Below are 22,637 nucleotides of genomic sequence, written 5' to 3' on the forward strand. Positions count from 1 at the left end.
CAGTCCCGTGATCAAGGCCCGCGTCACCGTCACCCTCAAGACCGGCGTGCTCGACCCGCAAGGCAAGGCGATCGAGGGCGCGCTCAGCACACTGGGCTTTTCGGGCGTCGGCCAGGTGCGGCAGGGAAAGGTGTTCGACGTGCAGCTCGACGGCACCGACACGGCGAAGGCCGAGGCCGACCTCAAGGCCATGTGCGAGAAGCTGTTGGCCAACACGGTGATCGAGAATTATAGTGTGACGCTTACCTGAGGTTGCCGGAGCGGGTGATGGCGGAAATTGATGGTAACCTGCTCTGCGAGATTCTGAAGAGCGTCCAGCAGGACATCCGGCAGCTCAAGGATGGGCAGGCCGAACTCAAGCAGGAGCTGATTTCGATTCGTCTGCAGCAGCTTGGCATGCAGAACGATATTCATAACATCTATGCCATGCTCGCGCGAAGTGATCAGCGTTTGGAGCGAATCGAAAATCGGCTTGAACTGCGTGAACTCGCCGAACCTCAGCGGCCGTTCGATCCGAGAACGTAGACGGACTTCAACCTGCATCGAAAGTTGCAGCCGGCATGGCGGAAGTGACGAACGACCTGATTTACGGGATGCTAAAGCTAGTCCACGCCAATCTCGCGGAAGTGAAGTTCGACGTGCACGAACTGAAGAAGCGGATGACCGGCGCCGAAGATGCGCTCGCCGGTGTGAACCGTCGACTGGACCGTCAGGACGACCGGCTGGAGCGCATCGAGCGCCGACTCGATCTTCACGAACTCGCCGAAACGCAAAAACCCTACGAGCCCAAATGAAATCCGCCGTCGTCCTGCTCCCCGGCCTCAACCGCGACCGCGACATGATCGCGGCACTGACGAAGATTTCCGGCCACGCGCCGGTCACCGTCTGGCAGACCGAGACGGAGATTCCCGACGTCGACCTGATCGTCATCCCCGGCGGCTTCTCCTATGGCGACTATCTGCGCTGCGGCGCCATCGGCGCGCGCAAGCCGGTGATGCGGGCCGTCGCCGAGAAGGCAAAAAAGGGCGTGCCGGTCATCGGCGTGTGCAACGGCTTCCAGATTCTTCTTGAGGCCGGCCTACTGCCGGGCGCGCTGATGCGCAACACCTCGCTGAAATTCGTCTGCCGCGAGGTGAAGATGTCGGTGGCCAACGCCAACACGCGGTTCACCCGCAACTATGCGCCCGGCCAGATCATCCGTACGCCGGTCGCCCATCACGACGGCAACTACTTCGCCGATCCGGAAACGCTCGCCCGCATCGAGGGCGAGGGCCAGGTGGTGTTCCGCTATGCCGAAAACACCAATCCCAACGGCTCGATCAACGACATCGCCGGCATCATGAACGAGAGCGGCAACGTGCTCGGCCTGATGCCGCATCCGGAGGACCTGATCGAAGCGGCGCATGGCGGCATCGACGGGCGCGGCCTGTTCGAAAGCGCGCTCGGCATCAAGGCCGCCGCCTGACCAACCTACCCTCCAGACCTTCCCGCACCCCAACCAGGACCCTGCCGATGCGATTTGTCCTCGCCGCCCTGCCCGTCCTGGTGCTGGCGCTGGCGGCCTGCCAGGCGCAGGCGCCCAAAAGCGGCGGCGGTGGCGGCGGCGGCAAGAGCGCGGCGCTGCACGCCATGGAGACGGTGGCGATCGCCGCGCACAAATGCTGGTTCGCCTCGAAGGACCCGGCCTTCCGGTCCTACCGCTTCGCCAACGAGCTGAATTCCATGACCGGCCAGCCGCGCTTCCTGCTGGTGCCCGCCAAGGATTTCGGCGGGCGTCCGCTGCTGGTCGTCCAGGCCAAGGGCGGCTCGTCCAGGGTCGACGCCTTCGGGCCGCTGCTTTCGGAGCCGCTCGGCGCGCGCATCTCGGGCGATCTCGGCCGCTGGACCAGGGGCGACACCTCCTGCGGCGCCGCCGCCTGATCGCATGGCCCGGTTGCTCCAGCTCGCAGGATTGATCGTCGGGGCGGGCGGCCTCGCCCTGCAGGCGGCGATCACGATACCGGCGTCGATCGAGGCGGGTCGTGGACCGATTGCCCCGATCGTCTTCTTCCTGAGCTTCTTCACCATCCTGACCAACTTCGGCGCTGTCTTCGTGCACGCGGCGTCGCTGTTCGGCTCCGGCCGCGACGGGCCACCGTTCTTCGCCCGGCCGCGGGTGCGTGCCGGCGTCGCCGTCGCCATGACCGTGGTGCTGGTCGTCTATGCCACCATGCTTGCGCATCTCTGGAAGCCGCAAGGGCTTTTTCTCCTTTGCGACATCCTCCTGCACTATGTCACGCCGGTCCTGTTCGTCGGCTGGTGGCTGCTTTTCGGTGCCGATGGGTCTTCTCGCTGGCGCGACATCCCGTTCTGGCTGATCTATCCCTTCGCCTATCTCGCCTATGTGCTGGCGCGGGCGCCGCTCGCCGGCGAAGTGCCCTACCCGTTCTTGGATGTCGGCACGAACGGCATCGGCGGCGTCGCCGCGATGGCCCTTGCCGTCGCGGCGTTGTTCGTGGTGCTCGGCATTCTGGCCGTGCTCGTCGACGGCGCGATCAGCCGACGCCGCGCCGCGGCCGCCGGGCTGACCTGACATTCCCGTTTCCGGCAGCCTCCGTCGCCGCCACGCCGCGAAAAAATCCGCGATGGCCATCCACCTTAGCTGTCCGCGTCCGGAGGGCGCAATCACGACGTATCGGCCGGCTCCAGCGCCCACTGGGCAAGCCCGTGCACGACGTCGAGGACCTCGTGCACCTCATGAACGGGCTTTTTTCGCTGCCAGCCTGGCGGCCGGCCGGGCTTCAGCGGCGAGAAGCGGCCGAACCGGCGCAGGCAGCCGGATTCCCGCTCGCGCGCGAGGGCGGCGTCGCGGCGTGCTCGCCAGCGGGCGAAGCGCCTTGCCTGGCCCGGCAGGTCGTCGAGCGCCAAAACCAGCGCCCGCAGCCGCGCGTCCAGCCGTGACGCGTCGATCGGATCGTTGGGCGACCAGACGGGGATGCGGAACGGCTCGCTGTAGCCGGGACAGGAGATGCGCGGCACGCCCCTGGGCGCCCGCCGCGGGCGGCGGTTCCAGGGTTTCAGCGGGTCGAGCAGCGGCAGGGAGGTGCGGCGGGCGCGGGCTTTCGGCCGTGCCGGCATGCGAACCGGGCCGGCTCCGGGCCGATATTTCGGCGGCGGTTTCTGCCGCGGCGGCGGCAGGGTCACGACGAGCCCGCGCGCGGCCACGACGATGAGGCGCCGCACCGCGGCTTCGGCCGGGCGCAGCAACCTGAGTATGGCGCGATGGAGGCGGCGGGGAAGGGCAAGCGCGGGGTCAAGTGCCGGCGCAAGCGCCGGGGACAGTTTACTTTTTTCGGCCCGCGCGAGGCCTGAACCGCTGCCGCCTTTCTGCCGAAACAAAGTAAACTGTCCCCTGAGTTCCCCGGCATCCAGCCCGGCCATGGCAAGCAGCATGGCGACGATGCGCTTCAGCGCTTCCCGGTTCTTGTCGATCGCCGCATCCCAGTCCACCGCCGCTTCCTTTCCAGCACAGGCGGACGAAAGTATCGCTGCGGTCGGGAGGGTGGGGATAAATTTGCGAAAACAATCCTGACGGATGCTGACAAGGACCGTTGCGGGTGATCGCATATGGGTCTGGCCGGTCACAGGCGGCGGAAGCGCCCCCTCACCGGCCCTTCGGGCCGTCTCCGAGAGAAGGTCTTCATCGGCTTTGGCGTCTTCGAGTCCGAGGCCTGGATTCCCGACACTCTCCGCTCGCTTCGCTCGCTCACGAGGTCGGGAATGACGACAATCATGATCTGGTTCGCCAATCACAGACGATCTGCTTTGCCAATCACAGACGTTGGTGATTGGCGCAGTATCGGTCGATGTCGTCATTCCCGACCTCGTGAGCGAGCGAAGCGAGCGGAGAGTGTCGGGAATCCGGGCCTCGGACTCGAAGACGCCAAAGCCGATGCCGAAGATCCGAAACTGTAGCCCTCTTAGCCTTTGCCCCGCAGGCTCGAGGCAAGCTCAATTCGACCGGCGCCTCCGCGGCGGCATGCCGAGCTCGGCCAGCTGATCGTCGCTCAATTCCATCAGCCCGCGCCGCGTGAGTTGCTTTCGCGGCAGCCCGTTCCACCAGCGCAACGCGGCGTCGAGACAGCGGACGGGCAGCGGCCGTGCCGGAATGGTCGATCGCCTCCGCATCGCATGATCGCCTTTTCTGCCCGCGTCCATCCCCGGCAATGCGGGCATCAGTCGAAGAAGGGGCGGATTCCCTCGCGATGAGCATCGGCGCGCGACAGGCCGATGTCCTTGAGCTGGTCGTCGGTCAGCCCCAGCAGCGCCAGCCGGCTGCGCCGCCGCTCCAGCATGACCGAGACCCTGTCCGAGACGGTGTTGAGAAGGCGGGCCGCAGCGGCGCCCTGCCGCCGGAAGAAACCGCGCGCCGGGCCTGAATGAATCGACCGGCTCTGAGCCAATGTCTCTATTGCACTCATTTTCCTGTCCTCTCGCACAAAATGTCCTCTTCAATGGGTACAATCTTGTGAATTGACCCTATTGCAATTGCAAGCTATGAAATTGTCATCATGACAAATTGGCTTCCCGATCTGTCCGAGGGCTCCGGCCCGCTCTATCTTCGCCTCGCCGACCAGATCGAGCGCGACATCAGCGACGGCAGGCTGCCGACGGGCGAAAAATTGCCGCCGCAGCGCAACCTCGCCTTTGACATCGGCGTCACCATCGGCACGGTGACACGCGCCTATGCGGTGGCGCGCGAGCGCGGCCTGGTCAGCGGCGAGGTCGGACGCGGAACCTATGTGCTGGGCAGCGGCGATACGCCCGAGCCGCAGCCCCAGGCCGCAGCTCCCGCTGCCACCTGGAGCCGCGCCGTCCCGGCGCCGGCGGGCAAGCTGCGCATGGACACGACGTCGGCGCCCGATCTCGGCCAGAGCGCCGCCATCCGCGAGATCACCGAGCGCATCATTCGCAATCATCCGGACGAGGTGGTCGATTACACCCGGCGCTGGCCCGACGAGTGGCGCACCGCCGGCAGCGCGTGGCTCGCCTCCGGCGACTGGCGGCCGGAGCCGCAGACGATCGTGCCGACATCCGGCTGCCATGCCGCCATCCTGGCGGTGATCGCCGCCACCACCGCGCCAGGCGACAGGGTCGCCTTCGAGCAGATCACCTATTCGTCGATCTCGCGCAGCGCCAGCCTGATCGGCCGGCGCACGGTCGCCTTCGGCAATGACGAGCACGGCCCGGATCCCGACGATTTCGAGCGGCTGTGCGCCCAGCAGCATCCGAAACTGGTCTTCCTGATGTCGGCGCTGCAGAACCCAACGCTGTCGATCATGGCGCCGGAGCGGCAGCGCGCCATCGTCGAGATCGCCAGAAAATACAATGTCTGGATCATCGAGGACGCGGTCTACAGCACGCTGCTGGAGACCGGCTATTCGACGCTTGCGGAGATCGCGCCGGAGCGCACCTTCCACATAGGCGGCCTGTCCAAGGCGGTGTCGGCAGGCGTGCGCGGCGGCTGGGTCGCCTGCCCCGCGCATTTCGCGCCGCGCGTGCAGACCGCGCACAAGATGGTGACCGGCGGCCTGCCCTTCCTGCTCGCCTCTCTATCGGCCGAGCTGGTCAATGGCGGCGAGGCGGCGAAGACCCGCGGCAAGGTGCGGCGCGAGCTGGCCGCGCGCGAGGAGCTGGCGCGCAAGATCTTCGCCGGCCACGACTTCCGCTCGCACAAGAACGCGCCTTACCTGTGGATGAAGCTGCCCGAGCCATGGATGTCCGGCACCTTCAAGCAGGTGGCGGCCAACGAAGGCGTGCTCGTCGACGACGAGGACGAATACAAGGCCGGCCGCAGCGAGCGTGTCTTCCACCGCGTCCGCATCAGCTTCTCCATGCCGCCCACCCGCGAAGACGTCGCCGCCGGCTTCGCCACGCTCAGGCGGCTGATGGATCACGGCGGCGCCGGCTACGACAGTTACGGCTGATCGCGCAAAAACCGGCACTTCACGCGAATTTATCCCCAGCGGGCGGTGTATCGCGGCGCCGGCTTGCGCTATGGAGCGCGGCAAGCCCCACGGAGTCCATGGCAGCACGATGACCATCCGCAACGACGTCGCCATCACCGACGAGCTGGTGAAGGCGCACGGGCTGAAGCCCGACGAGTACCGGCGCATCCTCGACCTGATCGGCCGCGAGCCGAGCTTCACCGAGCTCGGCATCTTCTCGGCGATGTGGAACGAGCACTGCTCGTATAAGAGCTCGAAGAAATGGCTGCGCACGCTGCCGACCAAGGGCGAGCGGGTGATCCAGGGGCCGGGCGAGAACGCCGGCGTGGTCGACATCGGCGACGGCCAGGCGGTCGTCTTCAAGATGGAGAGCCACAACCACCCGTCCTACATCGAACCCTACCAGGGCGCGGCGACCGGCGTCGGCGGTATCTTGCGCGACGTCTTCACCATGGGCGCGCGGCCGATCGCGGCGATGAACGCGCTGCGCTTCGGCGAGCCCGACCATCCGAAGACGCGCCACCTGGTGGCCGGCGTGGTCTCCGGCGTCGGCGGCTACGGCAACGCCTTCGGCGTGCCGACGGTCGGCGGCGAGGTCAATTTCGATCGCTCCTACAACGGCAACTGCCTGGTCAACGCCTTCGCCGCCGGCCTGGCGCGCACCGACGGCATCTTCCTGTCGGAGGCCAAGGGCGTCGGCCTGCCCGTCGTCTATCTCGGCGCCAAGACCGGGCGCGACGGTGTCGGCGGCGCCACCATGGCGTCGGCGGAGTTCGACGATACGATCGAGGAAAAACGCCCGACCGTGCAGGTCGGCGATCCCTTCACCGAAAAATGCCTGCTGGAGGCCTGCCTCGAGCTGATGGCGTCGGGCGCCGTCATCGCCATCCAGGACATGGGCGCGGCCGGCCTCACCTGCTCGGCGGTGGAGATGGGCGCCAAGGGCGACCTCGGCATCGAACTCGACCTCGATCATGTGCCGGTGCGCGAGGAGCGCATGAGCGCCTACGAGATGATGCTGTCGGAGAGCCAAGAGCGCATGCTCATGGTGCTGAAGCCGGAAAAGGAGGCCGAGGCGGCGGCGATCTTCGAGAAGTGGGGGCTGGACTTCGCCATCGTCGGCAAGACCACCGACGATCTGCGCTTCCGCATCCTGCACCAGGGCGAGGAGGTCGCCAACCTGCCGATCAAGGAACTCGGCGACCAGGCGCCGGAATACGACCGGCCGTGGACGGAGCCGAAAGTGCCCGCGCCGCTCGCGACAGACGATATCCCGCAGGCCGACGTGGCCGACGCGCTCATCAAGATGCTGGGCGGCCCGGACCTCTCCAGCCGGCGCTGGGTGTGGGAGCAGTACGACACGCTGATTCTGGCCAACACGCTGCAGATCCCCGGCGGCGACGCCGGCGTGGTGCGCATCGACGGCCACCCGACCAAGGCGCTCGCCTTCTCCTCGGACGTCACGCCGCGCTACTGCGAGGCGGACCCGTTCGAGGGCGGCAAGCAGGCGGTGGCGGAGTGCTGGCGCAATCTCACGGCGACCGGCGCCGAGCCCCTGGCCGCCACCGACAATCTCAACTTCGGCAATCCGGAGCGGCCGGAGATCATGGGCCAGCTGGTGAAGGCCATCGAAGGCATCGGCGAAGCCTGCCGGGCGCTCGGCTTCCCGATCGTGTCGGGCAATGTCTCGCTCTACAACGAGACCAACGGCCAGGGCATCCTGCCCACGCCCACCATCGGCGGCGTCGGCCTGATCGGCGACTGGTCGAAGATGGCACGCATCGGCTTCGCCGCCGCCGACGAGGCGATCGTGCTGGTCGGCGCGCCGGCCATTTGGGGCACGCATCTCGGCCAGTCGATCTATTTGCGCGACATTTTCGGCCGCAGCGACGGCCCGCCGCCGCCGGTCGACCTCGCGCATGAGAAGAAAGTGGGCGATCTGGTACGAAAACTGATCGCAGACGGCGTCGCCACCGCCGTGCACGACGTCTCCGACGGCGGGCTGGCCGTGGCGCTGGCCGAGATGGCGATGGCCGGCGGCATCGGCGCCAATGTCAGCCAGCTCAAGGGCGTCTCGCCGGTTCCCGTCTTCTTCGGCGAGGACCAGGGCCGCTACGTCGTCACCATGCGGCGCGACCGGATCGACTGGTTCCTGAACGAGTTCCTCGAGGATACCGGCGTGTTCGCGCCGTGGATCGGCGTCACCGGCGGGCAGGAGCTGAAGCTCGGCGATGCCCGGGCGATAGCGCTCGCCGAGCTGAAGGCGGCGCACGAAGGCTGGTTCCCGAATTTCATGGCCGGCGACCTGCCGCAGGAAAACTGACGGGACGCTCCGGCGGACGGGTATTGCTTCTTCGGCGATCGACGGTCGGCCGATTGACCTCCCCGGCCCCGGAGGCCATATCTGGGTCAAGCAGACCAAACGGGGAGCTTCGCCGATGGCGATGGACGCGCACGACATCGAACGCCTGATCAAGGAAGGCATTCCGGATGCCCGGGTGACGATCCGCGACCTTGCCGGCGACGGTGACCACTATGCGGCGGAAGTCGTGGCGGAAAGCTTTCGCGGGAAAAGCCGCGTCCAGCAGCACCAGATGGTCTACGAGGCGCTGAAGGGCAATATGGGCGGCGTGCTGCACGCGCTGGCGCTGCAGACCAGCGCGCCGGATTGACCTGCTTCGGCGCGATTCGTTTCAATCGGCTTCGGCAGCGCCGCTGCGTTTCGTGATGGCAACAGGCATGCACAAGCATGCCGCAGCGCTCCGCGACCGAGAAGACCACCTTCTCGATCTTGTTCATGACGTCCGCGATCCAGCCTTGCTCGGACAGCCATCGGGGGCGGCATGGATGACGACCTCGCCCGCAAGCCCAATTCGCGCCGACGGGAAGCCGCGGCAATTCAGCGGGATGTGACGAAGCGCTCCAGCTTGCCCAGGGTTTGCAGTCCCAGTTCCACGGCGCCAAAACCCTTGGCCTCCCGGAACTCGGCAGCCGTGCTGAACACCATGCCCAGCGTGACCTTCGTCGCTCCGTCCTGATCCTCGAACGAGGCCCAGGCGTCGGCATGTTTCGGCCCGTTCTCGCCCCATAACAGCGCATAGCCGAACCCCACTTCGGGCCTGACCTCGCCATAGCGATGGTGATTGGGATAGACGGTGCCGTCGGGCCCGATCATGTCGAAAACCCATTCGCCGCCCGACCGCAGGTCGATCCTCTTCGTCCGGCAGGAAAACCCGTCCGGCCCCCACCATTGCGGCAGCGCTTCGGGGTTCATCCACGCGCCCCAGACGACGGATCGCGGCGCCCGGATGACCCGTTGCAGCACCATTGTCCGCTCGGCCGCGCCCTGGAGATTATCCAGCCCCGCGCCAAAACCCTGTCGGTAGCCAGCCTGCATATCCTTGGCCAGCGAGGAAAGCTGTACCGTCACGACCAGCCGGCTGCGCTCGTCCGAGCCTGAGAAATCAGCCGTCACCAGCGCCGCCGATTGCGGCACACCACCGGAGGAGACCACCTCGTAGTTGACGCTACGCATCGCCGGTTGCAGCTCAAGCCAGCCGCATTCACAGCGGATGTCCGGCCGGCCCTCGACCTTGCAGAGCGAGACTTCGCGTCCGCCAACCCTGGTGTCAGCCTCCAAGAACTCCACGGTGACGGAGGGGGTGGGCGCGGCCCAGACCGCCCGGGCGGCGGGCGCCGTCCAGGCCTGCCACAGCACCGACAACGGCGCGGCCACGTCCCGCTCGAAGGTCAGCGTCGCAAAACGGCTCCTTCCACCATCGGATCCTTCAGGGGTCGTGCTGCCCCGCTGCAAGTTCGATGTCATTTCGCGCGCTCCTTCATCACGTTCATCACAAAGGCGTCCAGCCGGTCGAGCCGAGCTTCCCAGATGGCCCGCTGTTCATCGATCCATGTCCGCGCCGGCTCCAAGGCCTCGGGAACGATGGCGCAGGTGCGTATGCGCCCGTCCTTGGAGGTTGCGATCAGCCCGGCCTCCTCCAACACGGAAAGGTGCCGCATCACCGTGGGCAGACGCAGTCCCGTGGGTCCAGCCAGCTCCGTCACCCGCGCCGGCCTTTCGGCGAGCCGCGTCAGGATCGATCGGCGGGTCGGATCGGCCAAAGCGTGGAAGAGCAGCGAGAGGTCAGGATCATGCTTAGCCATAATGCTAACTATCGCGCGATCCGCGGCGGCGCAAGGAAAACTTCGCCAACTTGCTAAGTTTTATCGTTCGAGAGGTTCGGCCCGGCAGGCCCGCTCCCGGCTTCTCCCCTGCGGTAGGGAGCGTTCCCTAAACAATGGCATGGCCCGGAAGGCACTCGGAGAAGGGAACGCGCCGCTGCGCCGACGACCTGCCTAGCGCGATGCGGATAATTGTAGCCGCTGCTATTGTTTCGCGAACACGGCGATGATCGGCCCGACCGGATGCTTTCCGCCGAGCAGCGTTCTCCTCCCGTTGGAGAACGCCGAAATGTCGCCGTCGAGGAACAGCGCGTTCGGGCAGGCGAGCGCGTCGCGGAACAGCCGGGCGAAGCTGCCGAGGCTGACCTCGGTCAGCGAGATCGCCAGCACGACGCTGCCGGATTCGGTGACGCCGACGCCGTTGCGGGTGTAGCGCGACGTGCCGTCCGGCAGGAAGCGCGGATGGGTTTGTCCGTCGATCACCAGCATCGGCCCGGACTGTGTGGCGAAGCGCACCGCCGGGCGCCCGGCCCGGAATTTTTCCGTCTCCGTCACGGCCGCCGCACCGTCGTCGCGGATGACGAAGATGCCGTTCGGCTTGAGGAAGAAATTGCCCTCCCCGTCCGCGGTCTCGACCGGCGTGACCTCGCGGCCGTCTTCGACCAGCAGGCCGACCGGACCGAGGCCCTCGTGATACATGCCGGCGTTCATGGCCAGCGCCACGGGCCTGCCGCGCGCCGCCATCGCCTGATCGAAAGCATCGAGCGACCCGTAAGCCCCGCCGTCCGGCCCCGCATGGAAGACGCCGATATCGGCCTGGCCGGGGTCGACCGTGCAGACGACGTAGGCGGCCTGCTCGAACGTCGTTTCCCGACACATCGCCGGCAACTCGGCGGCGTCGAAAGGCGCCGGACGCTTGTCCCCGCCGGACAACCACAAGCCGGCGGCGGCGGCAATCGCAAGAACGATCAGGACAATCGAGACAATCGCTGCGCGGCTCACCCTGCCTCATCGCGGTGCGAACGAACTGCCGGGCCAGGTCCGGCGGCGGCATCGTGCTGGCTGGACCAGCCGGAAAAGGATCGGATGCCTTGTTTCGGGTGGCCTTAGGGTTTATTTGAATGGCATGTTTCGGGCCTGACTCCCACAGGCAAGGCAAGGGATTTTTCGGATGAGCGGCATCGGCGAATACATCGACAGCGAAGTGAAGAGCAAAGACGTGGTGCTGTTCATGAAGGGCACGCCGGGTTTCCCGCAGTGCGGCTTCTCCGGCCAGGTGGTGCAGATCCTCGACTATCTCGGCGTCGACTACAAGGGCGTCAACGTGCTCACCTCCAACGAGCTGCGCCAGGGCATCAAGGAATATTCGAACTGGCCGACCATCCCGCAGCTCTATGTGAAGGGCGAGTTCGTCGGCGGCTGCGACATCATCCGCGAGATGTTCCAGGCGGGCGAGCTGCAGGGATATTTCGAGGAAAAAGGCGTCAGCGTCAGCAGCGCGGCCTGACGCGCGGCCCGGCGGACCGGCCGGGCTCAAAACAAAAGCCAGACAAAGGATGCGCCGGCCTGCCGGCGCATTTCGTTTGGCGCATTGGAGCGGAGTGCGGTCGGAGTGAACGGTCATTCCGCTCCGTGTGTTTTGTCTACCGCATGATCTTCGTCCGAAAAGTCCGCGCTTTTCGGAATCATGCTCTACGGCGGGTCGCGTGAAAGAGGATCCATGCGACGCGCTGCTCTTGATTTTGCGCATGTCTTTATCCCGAAACCGCTGCGCGCTTTCGGGATACATGCTTTAGCCGGAGCCGTCCGATGGACCAGCAATCGCCCGCCAGCAAGGCACTCGCCTTCCCCCTCGCCCGCTGGGAGTTCATCGCGCTCTGCGCGGCGCTGATGGCGCTCAACGCGCTCGCCATCGACATCATGCTGCCCGGCCTGCAGGAGATCGGCGCCAGCCTCGGCGTCGAGACCGAGAACCACCGGCAATATGTGATCACGGCCTATTTCGCCGGCATGGCGGCCGCGCTGCTGCCCTATGGCCCGGCTTCGGACCGATTCGGGCGTCGGCTGCCGCTGCTGTTCGGCCTCACGGTCTACCTGATTGCCGCCTTCGCCGCCGCGTTCGCGCCGAATTTCGAGACGCTGCTGGCGCTGCGCTTCATCCAGGGCGTCGGCGCCGCCTCGACCCGCGTGATCGCCGTGTCGATGGTGCGCGACCGCTTCGGCGGACGGCAGATGGCCGAGACCATGTCGCTGATCTTCATGGTCTTCATGATCATCCCGGTGATCGCGCCGGGCATCGGCCAAGTGATGATGCTGTTCGCCAACTGGCACTTCATCTTCGTCTGCATGGGGCTGATCGCGCTGGCGATCACGCTGTGGGCGGCGCTGCGCCTGCCGGAGACGCAGCACCCCGAGGACCGGCGGCCCTTCACGCTGGGGGCGATCAGCCAGGCCTTCGGCATCGTGCTGACGACGCGCGTGTCGCTCTGGTACACGCTCGCCTCCACTACCGTGTTCGGCGCGCTGTTCGGCTTCATCAACTCCGCCCAGCAGGTCTATGTCGGCATCTACGGCCTCGGCGTGTGGTTCCCCGTGGTCTTCGCCCTGGTCGCCGGGCTGATGGCGGTGTCGTCCTTCCTGAACTCGCGCCTGGTGATGCGGCTTGGCATGCGCCGGCTGTCGCACGCGGCGCTGATCGGCTTCTTCCTGGTCAGCCTGACCTGGTTCGTCTGGTCGCTGCTCGGCCCGGTGCCGCTCGTCCCGTTCGTCATCCTGTTCGCCGCCGCCATGTTCCAGTTCGGCTGGATCGGCTCGAACTTCAACGCGCTGGCGATGGAGCCGCTCGGCCACATCGCCGGCTCGGCCTCGTCGGTGCAGGGTTTCGTGCAGACGCTGGGCGGCGGCCTCATCGGCGCCTTCATCGGCCAGTCCTTCGACGGCACCACCACCCCGCTCGCCGCCGGCTTCTGCGGCGTCGCGGCGCTCGGGCTCGTCATGGTGCTGATCGCCGAGCGCGGAAAACTGTTCCGCGCCCAGCACGATCCGAAGCCGACGGCGTAGGGGCCGGCGGGTGCGCCGAGGTTCGCCCGCCGACGGTCAGCGCGCCCAGAGCGTGGCGCGGATCTCATCCCAGCTCGCCTTGTCGGGCGCCACCAGGATGCCGCCGTCCATGCGCGACGCCACGTAAGGCTCGCCGTCGAGCCGCGCCGAATAGCCGCCGGCCTCGGCATGGATCAGCATGCCCGGCAGGTGATCCCACGGCGTCAGCTTCATGTAGAGCACGAAATGCGCGCCGCCGGTCGCCAGCAGGCGGTATTCGTGCGCGGCGCAGCGGAAGTTGAAATGCGAGCGGAATTTGGCGTGGTTGCGCGTCAGCATCGAGCGCTCCGGCTCCTGCACATAGGTCCAGGAGATTCCTCCGCTCATCGCCGATACCGGCGCCGCGGCCGCCGCGCGGACCGGCTCCAGCCGGCCGTCGCCGTGGCGGACATGCGCGCCGGCGCCGCGCGCCGCCAGGATGAAATCCTTGCCGACCGGGTCGTAGATGATGCCGGCGATCGTCTCGCCCTTGCTCACCACCGCCAGCATGACGCCGAACAGCGTCAGCCCCGACGCGAAATTCAGCGTGCCGTCGATCGGGTCGATGACGAAGGCGAGGTCCGCCTCGTCCAGGCCGGCGAGCACGGCGGGATCGGCGGCATAGGCTTCCTCGCCCACCACCAGCGCGCCGGGAAACCGCTGCCTGAGCCGCGCGGTGATGTAGCGCTCAGCGCTGATGTCCGCCTCGGTGACGAGGTCGATGGCCGAGGTCTTCTGGCGAATGTCGTCCGCCGAAAGACGGCGCCAGCGCGGCATGATCTCGGCAGCGGCCGCCTCGGCAAGGAGCGCGGTCAGCCAATCGACCGAAGTGTCGTCAAAACGCATGGGAAAATCTCGCTGTTATCGGGAAAGGGCGGAGAAGTCGAAGAGGCCGCGGTCGAGCAGGTGCGAGGGCCGCACATTGGCGAGCGCCCGGATCATCGTGTCCTTGCGGCCCGGCATCTTTCGTTCGATGTCGTCGAGCATCGCCTTCATGGCGTTGCGCTGCAGGCCGTCCTGGCTGCCGCAGAGATCGCAAGGGATGATCGGGAAAGCCATGGCGTCGGCGAAGCGGGCAAGATCGGCTTCCGCGCAGAAGGCGAGCGGCCGCAGCACCATCACGTCGCCCTCGTCGTTGATGAGCTTCGGCGGCATCGCCGCCAGCCGCCCGCCATGGAAGAGGTTCATGAAGAAGGTCTCGAGCACGTCCTCGCGGTGATGCCCGAGCACCAGCGACGAGCAGCCCTCTTCGCGCGCGATGCGGTAGAGATGGCCGCGCCGCAGCCGCGAGCACAGCGAGCAGTAGGCGGCGCCTTCGGCGATCTTGTCGGTGACGATGGAATAGGTGTCGCGGTATTCGATGCGGTGCGGGATGTCGTAGCGGTTCAAAAAATCCGGCAGGATGTGTTTTGGAAAATCCGGCTGCCCCTGGTCGAGGTTGCAGGCGAGCAGGTCCACCGGCAGCAGGCCGCGCCATTTGAGGTCGAGCAGGACCGCGAGCAGCCCGTAGGAATCCTTGCCGCCCGACAGCGCCACCAGCCAGCGCTCGCCCGGCCGCACCATGGCGAAACTGTCGATCGCCTCGCGCACCTGCCGCAGCAGCCGCTTGCGCAGCTTGTTGAACTCGACGGAGGACGGCACGTCGCGGAACAGCGGATGGCAGCCCCCACTGCTTTCTTCGACCTGTTGCGGAATGACGGCGACGTTCATGGCGCTGACGAGCCTCTTCAATGCGGCCCTCTCTATCCGGCCTGCCCACCGCAAACAACTGCGGGAAGAGCAGGCCGGCGCAAAAGATGCGCGGGACCGATCGACGGCAACGGCTCGGCCGGGCACGAGACCCGCTCCGGACGGCGCAGACCGAAGCCGGAAACGACGAAGGCCGCCTCGAGGGCGGCCTTCGAAAACAGGATCGCTCGCGGACGACTATCAGCGCGAGTAGAACTCGACCACCAGGTTCGGTTCCATCTGCACGGCGAACGGGACGTCGGCCAGGCCGGGAACGCGCGCGAAGGTGGCGGTCATCTTGTTGTGGTCGGCCTCGATGTAGTCCGGCACGTCGCGCTCGGCGAGCTGCACCGATTCCAGCACCAGGACGAGCTGCTTCGACTTTTCGCGCACCTCGATCACGTCGCCCGGCTTGCAGCGGTAGGAGCCGATGTTGACGCGCTTGCCGTTGACGTTGACGTGGCCGTGGTTGACGAACTGGCGCGCCGCGAAGATCGTCGGCACGAACTTGGAGCGGTAGACGACCGCGTCGAGGCGCGACTCCAGCAGGCCGATCAGGTTCTCGGAGGTGTCGCCGCGGCGGCGGTTGGCCTCCTCGTAGGTCTTGCGAAACTGCTTTTCCGAGACGTCGCCATAATGGCCCTTGAGCTTCTGCTTGGCGCGCAGCTGCAGGCCGAAGTCGGACAGCTTGCCCTTGCGGCGCTGGCCGTGCTGGCCGGGACCGTATTCACGCTTGTTGACCGGGGACTTCGGACGGCCCCAGATGTTTTCGCCGAGACGGCGGTCGATCTTGTACTTCGCGGATTCGCGCTTGCTCATCGCATTCCCTTTCAAAACGATACGCCCGCAGCCTCACGCTCCGAGCGAAGGAAACGCGCCCTCCTCTGGCCCCCTTTTTCGGGACCTGACAGGGTCTCCCACGCACGCTTTGCGGAAAGACCCACGGGACACGTCAAACAAAAGACCGCGCATTGCTGCGCGGTTCGGTGGGCTACTACGGCATCCGACCCGGTCTGTCAACAAAATCGCAGTTTCACCACAATCCGAAGCCGAAACCGGCGAGATAGACACCGATCAGGATCGAAACCAGCCCGCCGCCGACATACCAGGACGGCTTGTTGAAGGTATCCAGCATGCCCTCGACCGCCTCGTCCGGCAGCAGCAGATAGCACAGCGCCTCGATCACCGCGACCCAGCCGAGCAGCGAAATGATCGCCGCCGGCAAGGGCGACCAGGCGGTATGGCCGACGATCAGGAACAGCCCGCCGAGCAGCTCGATGAAGGACATGACGGCCCGAAGCAGCCGCTCGCGCACGAATGCGCCGAAGACCGGAACGAAATAGCGCCGCCTGAGCATGATCGACGCGCCCATGGCGATCAGCGCGATGCCGAAGACTTTCGAAAGATAGATCGTCAGTTCCATGGCCTGCTCCCGATGCTCCCTGCCGGGTGCTGGCCAAGCAACGCCGGCAGGCGTTTCGTTCTGGACGCAATCGCTTCCAAAACTCAACCGTACCGCGAATGTTCCCGGCGGTTGCAGTCATCTCGCATCGGAAGGCCCCACGCCGTTCCCGTGACCGCTCACGCTCCGGTATCGAACGCCGAGCGCGCCATCCGCATCGCGTCGCGGTTGCGCGCCGCCCATACGCCCAGCGCATCGATCGGCACGGCGATCGAATGACCGAGCTCGGTCAGCGCATATTCGACCTCCGGCGGGGTGGTCGGCCGCACGGTGCGGCTCACCAGGCCGTCGCGCTCGAGCGAGCGCAGCGTCACCGTCAGCATGCGCTGCGAGATGCCTTCGATGGCGCGCTTGAGCGCATTGAAGCGCATCGGCCCGGGCTGGAGGTTGAAGATGACGAGGATGCTCCAGGTGTCGCCGACACGGTCGAGCACCTCGCGGATCGGGCAGCCGCCGCGCTCGTCCTGGGCGAAGCCGGGGCTGGCCTGCAGAAGCGGCGCCGCCGCCGTCGTTCCGGTTCTGGCATTCATCGCAGTTCCCTCGCGGTAACCTCGGCACGGATTCATGCGTTCTTACGCGGCAGACCGCAATCCCTTATCTGGTTACCGGTGATAACCTGATTACACAAGATGCTCGACCATCCGAGAGGCCGGCCGGGCGATGAAAGGATCTGTCATGAAGATTGCCCTCATCGGCGCCTCCGGTTTCGTCGGCGGCGCGCTGCTCAAGGAGGCGGTCCGCCGCGGCCATTCCGTCACCGCGCTGGTGCGCAACCCCGACAAGGTGGAGAAGGCGGCCGGCGTGACCGCGGCCAAGGCCGACGTCTTCGACGCCGCCGCGCTCGCCGATGCGCTCGCCGGTCACGACGTCGTCGTCTCCGCCTTCAACGGCGGCTGGGGCGACCCCGACATCTACGACAAGCACCGCAAGGGCTCGGCGGCGATCGCGGCGGCGGCGAAGACGGCCGGCCTGCGGCTGATCGCAGTCGGCGGCGCCGGCAGCCTCCATGCACCCGACGGCAGCCAGTTCGTCGATTCGCCGGAATTCCCCGCCGAATGGAAGCAGGGCGCGCTGGCGGCTCGCGATTCCCTGAACGACCTGAAAAAGGACGGCGGCCTCGACTGGACCTTCGTGTCGCCGCCCTTCCAGCTCGCGCCGGGCGAGCGCACCGGCAAATACCGGGTCGGCGGCGACAATCCGGTGTTCGACGACAAGGGCCAGAGCGCGATTTCGGTAGAGGATCTCGCGGTCGCCATTCTCAACGAGGCGGAAAAGCCGGCACACCGGCGCCAGCGCTTCACCGTGGCGTATTAGGGCATCGCCTCCCCTTGGTACCGCGACCCAATGGCGGGATGGGGTCGGAATGCCCGGCCTTCTTCATCGGTAGAAGGGATCGTGAAACATCCGGACGAAGATAGCGAGCCAGCCGGCGGTCCGAACGGCTGCCGCTATCGCGAAGCGCCCTCGTTCGATGGACGAGGCGCTTCTCCGTCGTCCTCAGTCCTTGGACTTCTTCTTCTCGGGCAGGCCCTTGCGCTTGGTTTCGGCAAAATCCTCGAGCTGCTTTTCGCTCATCGATTCGTACATTCCCTTCGATGCGCCCTTGAGCTCGCTTTTCCTGGTATCGCCGCGCTTGGCCGACAAGGCGGCGCCGGCGGCCTTCTGCTGGGCTTTCGATTTGGCGGGCATGGCAATGCTCCTTGCGTCGTTGCTGCTGCGACAACGCATGCTCGCGCAAGGGGTTCCGCTCGAACAACGCCATACAGCACCCAACATGTTGTAATCATTGTATTTACGGGATCTATAATCTGCGGTTTTTCTTGACAAGAGGCATCACCTTTCTATCCTTGAAGGAAGTCCGCGACCGCGGACGGCCCTACGAGGATGACCCACATGCCCGCTTGCCGCAGCCTTGTCCCGCTCGCCGCAGTGGCGTTTGCAGCGCTCGGCGCTCACGTTGCGCCGGCCCTGGCCGAGCAGTCCTTCACCCTGACGATCCAGGATCATCGCTTCTCGCCGGCGGCGCTGACGGTGCCGGCCGGCGAAAAATTCGCGCTGGTCGTGATCAATGCCGACCCGACGGCGGAAGAGTTCGAAAGCAACGATTTCCATGTCGAGAAGGTGATCGGCGGCGGCAAGCGGATGACCTTCCATGTCGGCCCGCTGGCCGCCGGCGAATACGGCTTCTTCGGCGAGCGGCACATGGATTCGGCGCTCGGCAGGCTGTTCGCGGAGTAGGACGGTGCTTTCCACCTTCGTCATCGTCTTTCGCGAGACGCTGGAGGCGGCGCTGATCGTCGCCATCGTGCTGGCGGCCAGCAAGGGCATTGCCGCGCGCGGCGGCTGGGTGACGGCGGGCGTGGCCGCCGGGCTCGCCGGCGCCGGCCTCGTCGCGCTCTTCGCCGACGGCTTGGCGAACCTGTTCGAGGGCAACGGCACGGAAATCTTCAATGCCGTGGTGCTGCTGCTCGCCGTCGCCATGCTGGCCTGGCACCAGATCTGCATGAGCGGCCACGCGCGGGAACTGGTCGATACGAGCCGAACCGTCGGCCGGGCGGTGAAGGAAGGCGCGAAGCCGCTTTCGGCGCTGGCCGCCATCTGTGCCGTCGCGGTACTGCGCGAAGGTTCGGAAACGGTGCTGTTCCTCTACGGCCTCGCCGTCGACGGCGAGATGACGGTCGCCTCCATGCTGCAGGGCGGGTTGCTGGGCGTCGCCGCAGCCGCGATCGTCGGCGCGCTGTTCTATGCCGGGCTGCTCAGCGTGCCGCTGAAACACATCTTCCGCGTCACCGGCATCATCATCGTCCTGCTCGCCGCCGGGCTCGCGGCGCAGGCGGCGGCGTTCCTGGTGCAGGCGGGCTGGCTGCCGGCGCTCGGCTACGACATCTGGAACACGTCGAAGATCCTGCCGCAGACAGATGCCCTCGGCTTCCTGCTGCACATCCTCGTCGGCTATGTCGCCCGGCCGGAGGGCATCCAGATCGTGTTCTACCTGGCGACGGTCGCGGCAATCGTCGGCGCCTCGGTGGCAGTCAGGCGAGCCGGAGAGCGGCCTAGGGCTGCGTGAGGCTGAGCCCAAACCCCTGTATCAGCCGGCGGATGGCGAAATCCGCCTTGCCCGAGGTGAAGACGGCGATGTCGCGCAGGTCGGCGGCGCGGTCACCGGCCGGAGCTTCTCCCCTGCCGTCGAGCAGCGACAGCGTGCGTCGCGCGATCGCCTCGGCGGGGTCCAGCCAGTCGACCGGCCATGGTGCCATCTTGCGCATGCGGTTGACCAGGAAGGGATAATGGGTGCAGGCGAGCACGACGATGTCGGTGCGTTTGCCGTCGCGCTCGACGAAGCAGGGCGCGATCTCGGCGCTCACCTCCTCCTCGTCGACGAAGCCGTCGCGCATGTAGATCTCGGCGAGCCGGGCGAGTTTTGTGCTGCCGACCAGCCTGACATGGCATTTCTGCGCCCATTGGGCGATCAGGTCGCGCGTGTACTGCCGCTTGACCGTGCCGGGCGTCGCCAGCACCGAGACCAGGCCGGAACGGGTGCGCTCGGCCGCCGGCTTGATCGCCGGAACCGTGCCGACGAAGGGCGTGCCGGGATAGGCGGCGCGCAGGCTGGCCAGCGACAGGGTCGAGGCGGTGTTGCAGGGAATGACGGCGATCTCGGGCCGGTAGCGGTCGAGCAGCGTGCCGAACAGGTCGACGATGCGCCGGTCCAGCGCCTCTTCCTCCCAGTCACCGTAGGGAAAGGCGGCGTCGTCGGCGACATAGACGAAGCGCCGGTCGGGCATCAGCACGCGCGCCTCGCGCAGCACGGTCAGCCCGCCTATGCCCGAATCGAACATCAGCACCGGGCGTTCAGCCATCCTTCTCCCCCTTCGCCTGATCCGGCGCGCCGGGCTGGTGGGCCAGCCGGTCGGCCGCCGCCTTGCGCTCGGGATAGCCGGCGCCGCGCGGCTCCCTCGGCGAAAAATAGTCGAGCGACGCGACGATGCCGCGCAAAACCTTAATCTCGCCGCTGGAAAAGGCCGGCCGGGTGAGCACGGCGCGCAGCTTGTCGACCATCTTGGGCTTTTTCGAGGGCGGGCGGAAATAGCCGCGGCTCTCCAGCGCCTCCTCCAGGTGGCCGAACAGGCCAAAAAGCTCATCCTTCGGCGCCGGCACCATTTCCGGCCCTGAAAAAGGCGTGTCGGTCTCGTGCTCCAACCCGGCCTTGCGCCATTCATAGGCCATCAGCAGCACCGCCTGCGCGACGTTGAGCGAGGCATAAGCGGGATCGACCGGGAAGGTCACGATCTCGTCGGCCAGGCTGATCTCGTCATTGTCGAGGCCGAATCTTTCCCGCCCGAACAGAATGCCGGTGCGCGCGCCCGACGCCTCCTTTTCCCGCAGCATGCGCGCCGCTTCGACCGGACCGGCCACCCGCTTGAAACCGTCGCGTTCGCGCGCCGTGGTGGCGAAGACGAAGGAGAGGTCGGCAGTGGCGGCGCGAAGATCATCGAACACGGCGGCCGCCTCGACCACATGGGTGGCGCGGCTGGCGGCGGCGGTGGCCTTGTCGTTCGGCCAGCCGTCGCGGGGTGCCACCAGCCTGAGCTCCGACAGGCCGAAATTCGCCATGGCGCGCGCCACCATGCCGATGTTCTCGCCCATCTGCGGGGCGACGAGGACGATCACGGGGCCGCCGGCCGGCGACTGCCTGGATGGTTCTGCCATGGTGTCGTCACCACTCCTTTCACCGCCCTCCTCGCATATCCGCCCGAAAACTCAAGCCGCCTGTGCCGGCCGATGTCCGGGAAGCGGAAGAAGCCGGCGGACGGTGCCCACGAAGCGGCGCTCGCGGCGCGGCAGACCGTTTGCGCACCCCTGCCCGCTTTGCTATAGGCGCCATACTTCCGATCGCGACCCCGCGGGACCGTTGTCCCTTTCCCAACACGAGGCTTTTCATGGCGAAGATCAAGGTGGCAAACCCCGTCGTCGAGCTCGACGGCGACGAGATGACCCGCATCATCTGGCAGTTCATCAAGGACAAGCTGATCCACCCCTATCTCGACCTCAAGCTCGATTATTACGACCTCGGCGTCGAGCATCGCGACGCCACCAACGACCAGGTGACCGTCGACGCAGCCAACGCCATCAAGAAGCACGGCGTCGGCGTCAAATGCGCCACCATCACGCCCGACGAGGCGCGCGTGGAAGAGTTCAAGCTGAAGAAGATGTGGAAGAGCCCCAACGGCACCATCCGCAACATCCTCGGCGGCGTCATCTTCCGCGAGCCGATCATCATGAAGAACGTGCCGCGGCTGGTGCCGGGCTGGACCAAGCCGATCATCGTCGGCCGCCACGCCTTCGGCGACCAGTACAAGGCCACCGACTTCCTCTTCCCGGGCAAGGGCAAGCTGTCGATAAAATTCGTCGGCGAGGATGGAAAAGTGATCGAGCACGACGTGTTCGACGCGCCGTCCTCCGGCGTGGCGATGGCCATGTACAACCTCGACGAATCGATCCGCGAATTCGCGCGCGCCTCCCTCAACTACGGCCTGCTGCGCGGCTATCCGGTCTACCTGTCGACCAAGAACACGATCCTGAAGGCCTATGACGGCCGCTTCAAGGACATCTTCCAGGAGGTCTACGAGCAGGAGTTCGAGGCCGCCTTCAAGGAAAAGAAGATCTGGTACGAGCACCGGCTGATCGACGACATGGTCGCCTCCAGCCTGAAATGGTCGGGCGGCTATGTGTGGGCCTGCAAGAACTATGACGGCGACGTGCAGTCCGACACGGTGGCGCAGGGTTTCGGCTCGCTCGGCCTGATGACCTCGGTGCTGATGACGCCGGACGGCAGGACCGTGGAAGCCGAGGCCGCGCACGGCACCGTGACCCGCCACTACCGCCAGCACCAGAAGGGCGAGGAGACCTCGACCAACTCGATCGCCTCGATCTTCGCCTGGACCCGCGGCCTGGCGCACCGCGCCAAGCTCGACGACAATGCCGAGCTGAAGCGCTTCGCCGACACGCTGGAAAAGGTCTGCGTGCAGACCGTCGAGAGCGGCTACATGACCAAGGACCTGTCGCTGCTGATCGGCCCCGACCAGCCGTGGCTCTCCACCACGGGCTTCCTCGACAAGATCGACGAAAATCTGCAGAAGGCGATGGGGTGACGAGCCCATCCGCGCTGTTGCCTTCGTTGCGCCGCCGGCGCGGCGAAG

General features: G+C 66.4%; 28 protein-coding genes. 15 read left to right on the forward strand and 13 right to left on the reverse strand.

The genetic code is table 11. From position 1 onward, the window contains the following. Window positions 1-7 precede the first annotated feature (7 nt). Genes purS through C7I84_RS00350 form a run of 6 tightly spaced genes read left to right on the forward strand, consistent with a single transcriptional unit; the run spans window position 8 to window position 2,572 of the window. Complete coding sequence (purS, locus tag C7I84_RS00325) at window positions 8-250, forward strand: phosphoribosylformylglycinamidine synthase subunit PurS (RefSeq protein ID WP_106770155.1); 243 nt, start codon at window positions 8-10, stop codon at window positions 248-250. A 17-nt stretch (window positions 251-267) separates the two neighbouring features. Next, window positions 268-525 carry a hypothetical protein gene (locus C7I84_RS00330; RefSeq protein WP_106770418.1) on the forward strand — a complete coding sequence of 86 codons (258 nt, stop codon included), beginning with the start codon at window positions 268-270 and terminating at the stop codon, window positions 523-525. Between the two features lie 35 nt (window positions 526-560). Further along, entirely contained in the window at window positions 561-794 is a 234-nt protein-coding gene (locus tag C7I84_RS00335) for a hypothetical protein (RefSeq protein WP_106770156.1), read from the forward strand. Then, a complete protein-coding gene (gene purQ / locus C7I84_RS00340) occupies window positions 791-1,465 on the forward strand; it encodes a phosphoribosylformylglycinamidine synthase subunit PurQ (RefSeq protein ID WP_106770157.1) in 675 nt (224 codons plus the stop codon). Before C7I84_RS00335 ends, purQ begins: the two co-directional genes overlap by 4 nt. 47 nt (window positions 1,466-1,512) lie before the next feature. After that, the gene (locus tag C7I84_RS00345; RefSeq protein ID WP_106770158.1) at window positions 1,513-1,920 is read left to right on the forward strand and encodes a hypothetical protein; all 408 of its coding nucleotides are present in this window, start codon (window positions 1,513-1,515) and stop codon (window positions 1,918-1,920) included. Between the two features lie 4 nt (window positions 1,921-1,924). Beyond that, complete coding sequence (locus C7I84_RS00350) at window positions 1,925-2,572, forward strand: Pr6Pr family membrane protein (protein ID WP_106770159.1); 648 nt, start codon at window positions 1,925-1,927, stop codon at window positions 2,570-2,572. 92 nt (window positions 2,573-2,664) lie between these two features. On the opposite strand, the gene C7I84_RS00355 is transcribed toward C7I84_RS00350, so the two are convergent. Both C7I84_RS00355 and C7I84_RS00360 read right to left on the reverse strand, forming a co-directional pair. Beyond that, a complete protein-coding gene (locus C7I84_RS00355) occupies window positions 2,665-3,489 on the reverse strand; it encodes a hypothetical protein (protein ID WP_106770160.1) in 825 nt (274 codons plus the stop codon). A 725-nt stretch (window positions 3,490-4,214) separates the two neighbouring features. Continuing rightward, the gene (locus tag C7I84_RS00360) at window positions 4,215-4,460 is read right to left on the reverse strand and encodes a DUF1127 domain-containing protein (RefSeq protein ID WP_106770161.1); all 246 of its coding nucleotides are present in this window, start codon (window positions 4,458-4,460) and stop codon (window positions 4,215-4,217) included. 90 nt (window positions 4,461-4,550) lie between these two features. Between C7I84_RS00360 and C7I84_RS00365 the strand changes: the two genes are divergently transcribed. From C7I84_RS00365 to C7I84_RS00375, 3 genes are all read left to right on the forward strand, one after another. Beyond that, a complete protein-coding gene (locus C7I84_RS00365; RefSeq protein WP_106770162.1) occupies window positions 4,551-5,966 on the forward strand; it encodes an aminotransferase-like domain-containing protein in 1,416 nt (471 codons plus the stop codon). Between the two features lie 109 nt (window positions 5,967-6,075). After that, entirely contained in the window at window positions 6,076-8,310 is a 2,235-nt protein-coding gene (gene purL, locus C7I84_RS00370; RefSeq protein ID WP_106770419.1) for a phosphoribosylformylglycinamidine synthase subunit PurL, read from the forward strand. A gap of 115 nt (window positions 8,311-8,425) precedes the next feature. Next, on the forward strand, window positions 8,426-8,659 hold the full coding sequence (locus C7I84_RS00375) for a BolA/IbaG family iron-sulfur metabolism protein (protein WP_106770163.1): 234 nt from the start codon (window positions 8,426-8,428) through the stop codon (window positions 8,657-8,659). Window positions 8,660-8,886: 227 nt separating this feature from the next. Here the strand turns inward: C7I84_RS00375 and C7I84_RS00380 are convergent, their stop codons facing one another. From C7I84_RS00380 to C7I84_RS00390, 3 genes are all read right to left on the reverse strand, one after another. Further along, on the reverse strand, window positions 8,887-9,813 hold the full coding sequence (locus C7I84_RS00380) for an SRPBCC family protein (protein WP_106770164.1): 927 nt from the start codon (window positions 9,811-9,813) through the stop codon (window positions 8,887-8,889). Beyond that, the gene (locus C7I84_RS00385) at window positions 9,810-10,151 is read right to left on the reverse strand and encodes an ArsR/SmtB family transcription factor (RefSeq protein ID WP_106770165.1); all 342 of its coding nucleotides are present in this window, start codon (window positions 10,149-10,151) and stop codon (window positions 9,810-9,812) included. The genes C7I84_RS00380 and C7I84_RS00385 overlap by 4 nt, the downstream gene beginning before the upstream one ends. A gap of 222 nt (window positions 10,152-10,373) precedes the next feature. Beyond that, a complete protein-coding gene (locus C7I84_RS00390; protein WP_245428266.1) occupies window positions 10,374-11,171 on the reverse strand; it encodes a phosphodiester glycosidase family protein in 798 nt (265 codons plus the stop codon). A gap of 169 nt (window positions 11,172-11,340) precedes the next feature. Here C7I84_RS00390 and grxD point away from each other — a divergent pair, with 169 nt between their 5' ends. Both grxD and C7I84_RS00400 read left to right on the forward strand, forming a co-directional pair. Further along, entirely contained in the window at window positions 11,341-11,676 is a 336-nt protein-coding gene (grxD, locus tag C7I84_RS00395; RefSeq protein WP_106770166.1) for a Grx4 family monothiol glutaredoxin, read from the forward strand. 302 nt (window positions 11,677-11,978) lie between these two features. Further along, window positions 11,979-13,229 carry a multidrug effflux MFS transporter gene (locus C7I84_RS00400; protein ID WP_106770167.1) on the forward strand — a complete coding sequence of 417 codons (1,251 nt, stop codon included), beginning with the start codon at window positions 11,979-11,981 and terminating at the stop codon, window positions 13,227-13,229. 36 nt (window positions 13,230-13,265) lie between these two features. On the opposite strand, the gene C7I84_RS00405 is transcribed toward C7I84_RS00400, so the two are convergent. The 5 genes from C7I84_RS00405 to C7I84_RS00425 form a co-directional block, all read right to left on the reverse strand. Further along, window positions 13,266-14,093, reverse strand: a complete 828-nt coding sequence (locus C7I84_RS00405) for an inositol monophosphatase family protein (protein ID WP_106770168.1) — start codon at window positions 14,091-14,093, stop codon at window positions 13,266-13,268. Between the two features lie 15 nt (window positions 14,094-14,108). Continuing rightward, window positions 14,109-14,957 (reverse strand): tRNA 2-thiocytidine(32) synthetase TtcA, encoded by an 849-nt coding sequence (gene ttcA, locus C7I84_RS00410; RefSeq protein ID WP_106770169.1) that lies wholly within the window; start codon window positions 14,955-14,957, stop codon window positions 14,109-14,111. 219 nt (window positions 14,958-15,176) lie between these two features. After that, window positions 15,177-15,794 (reverse strand): 30S ribosomal protein S4, encoded by a 618-nt coding sequence (gene rpsD / locus C7I84_RS00415; protein ID WP_106770170.1) that lies wholly within the window; start codon window positions 15,792-15,794, stop codon window positions 15,177-15,179. Window positions 15,795-16,008: 214 nt separating this feature from the next. Next, window positions 16,009-16,398 (reverse strand): hypothetical protein, encoded by a 390-nt coding sequence (locus tag C7I84_RS00420; RefSeq protein WP_106770171.1) that lies wholly within the window; start codon window positions 16,396-16,398, stop codon window positions 16,009-16,011. Window positions 16,399-16,556: 158 nt separating this feature from the next. Then, complete coding sequence (locus C7I84_RS00425) at window positions 16,557-16,967, reverse strand: winged helix-turn-helix transcriptional regulator (protein ID WP_106770172.1); 411 nt, start codon at window positions 16,965-16,967, stop codon at window positions 16,557-16,559. 145 nt (window positions 16,968-17,112) lie between these two features. On the opposite strand from C7I84_RS00425, the gene C7I84_RS00430 reads away from it, so the two are divergent. After that, the gene (locus C7I84_RS00430; RefSeq protein WP_106770173.1) at window positions 17,113-17,751 is read left to right on the forward strand and encodes an NAD(P)-dependent oxidoreductase; all 639 of its coding nucleotides are present in this window, start codon (window positions 17,113-17,115) and stop codon (window positions 17,749-17,751) included. A 183-nt stretch (window positions 17,752-17,934) separates the two neighbouring features. Here C7I84_RS00430 and C7I84_RS00435 read toward each other — a convergent pair whose 3' ends face one another. Continuing rightward, window positions 17,935-18,126: a DUF3008 family protein gene (locus C7I84_RS00435; protein WP_106770174.1), complete on the reverse strand. Its 192-nt coding sequence runs from the start codon at window positions 18,124-18,126 to the stop codon at window positions 17,935-17,937. A 204-nt stretch (window positions 18,127-18,330) separates the two neighbouring features. Between C7I84_RS00435 and C7I84_RS00440 the strand changes: the two genes are divergently transcribed. Further along, a complete protein-coding gene (locus C7I84_RS00440; protein ID WP_106770175.1) occupies window positions 18,331-18,675 on the forward strand; it encodes a cupredoxin domain-containing protein in 345 nt (114 codons plus the stop codon). Window positions 18,676-18,679: 4 nt separating this feature from the next. Next, window positions 18,680-19,504: an FTR1 family iron permease gene (locus C7I84_RS00445; RefSeq protein ID WP_106770176.1), complete on the forward strand. Its 825-nt coding sequence runs from the start codon at window positions 18,680-18,682 to the stop codon at window positions 19,502-19,504. Here the strand turns inward: C7I84_RS00445 and murI are convergent. Both murI and C7I84_RS00455 read right to left on the reverse strand, forming a co-directional pair. Further along, entirely contained in the window at window positions 19,491-20,297 is an 807-nt protein-coding gene (gene murI / locus C7I84_RS00450; RefSeq protein WP_106770177.1) for a glutamate racemase, read from the reverse strand. The two genes, C7I84_RS00445 and murI, sit on opposite strands and share 14 nt — an antisense overlap. After that, the gene (locus C7I84_RS00455) at window positions 20,290-21,147 is read right to left on the reverse strand and encodes an RNA methyltransferase (protein WP_106770178.1); all 858 of its coding nucleotides are present in this window, start codon (window positions 21,145-21,147) and stop codon (window positions 20,290-20,292) included. Before C7I84_RS00455 ends, murI begins: the two co-directional genes overlap by 8 nt. Before the next feature lie 230 nt (window positions 21,148-21,377). Here C7I84_RS00455 and C7I84_RS00460 point away from each other — a divergent pair, with 230 nt between their 5' ends. Beyond that, complete coding sequence (locus C7I84_RS00460; protein WP_106770179.1) at window positions 21,378-22,589, forward strand: NADP-dependent isocitrate dehydrogenase; 1,212 nt, start codon at window positions 21,378-21,380, stop codon at window positions 22,587-22,589. The last annotated feature ends 48 nt before the right edge of the window (window positions 22,590-22,637 follow it).

Source organism: Kumtagia ephedrae, assembly GCF_003012745.1.
In the GTDB taxonomy this organism is placed as follows: domain Bacteria; phylum Pseudomonadota; class Alphaproteobacteria; order Rhizobiales; family Rhizobiaceae; genus Kumtagia; species Kumtagia ephedrae.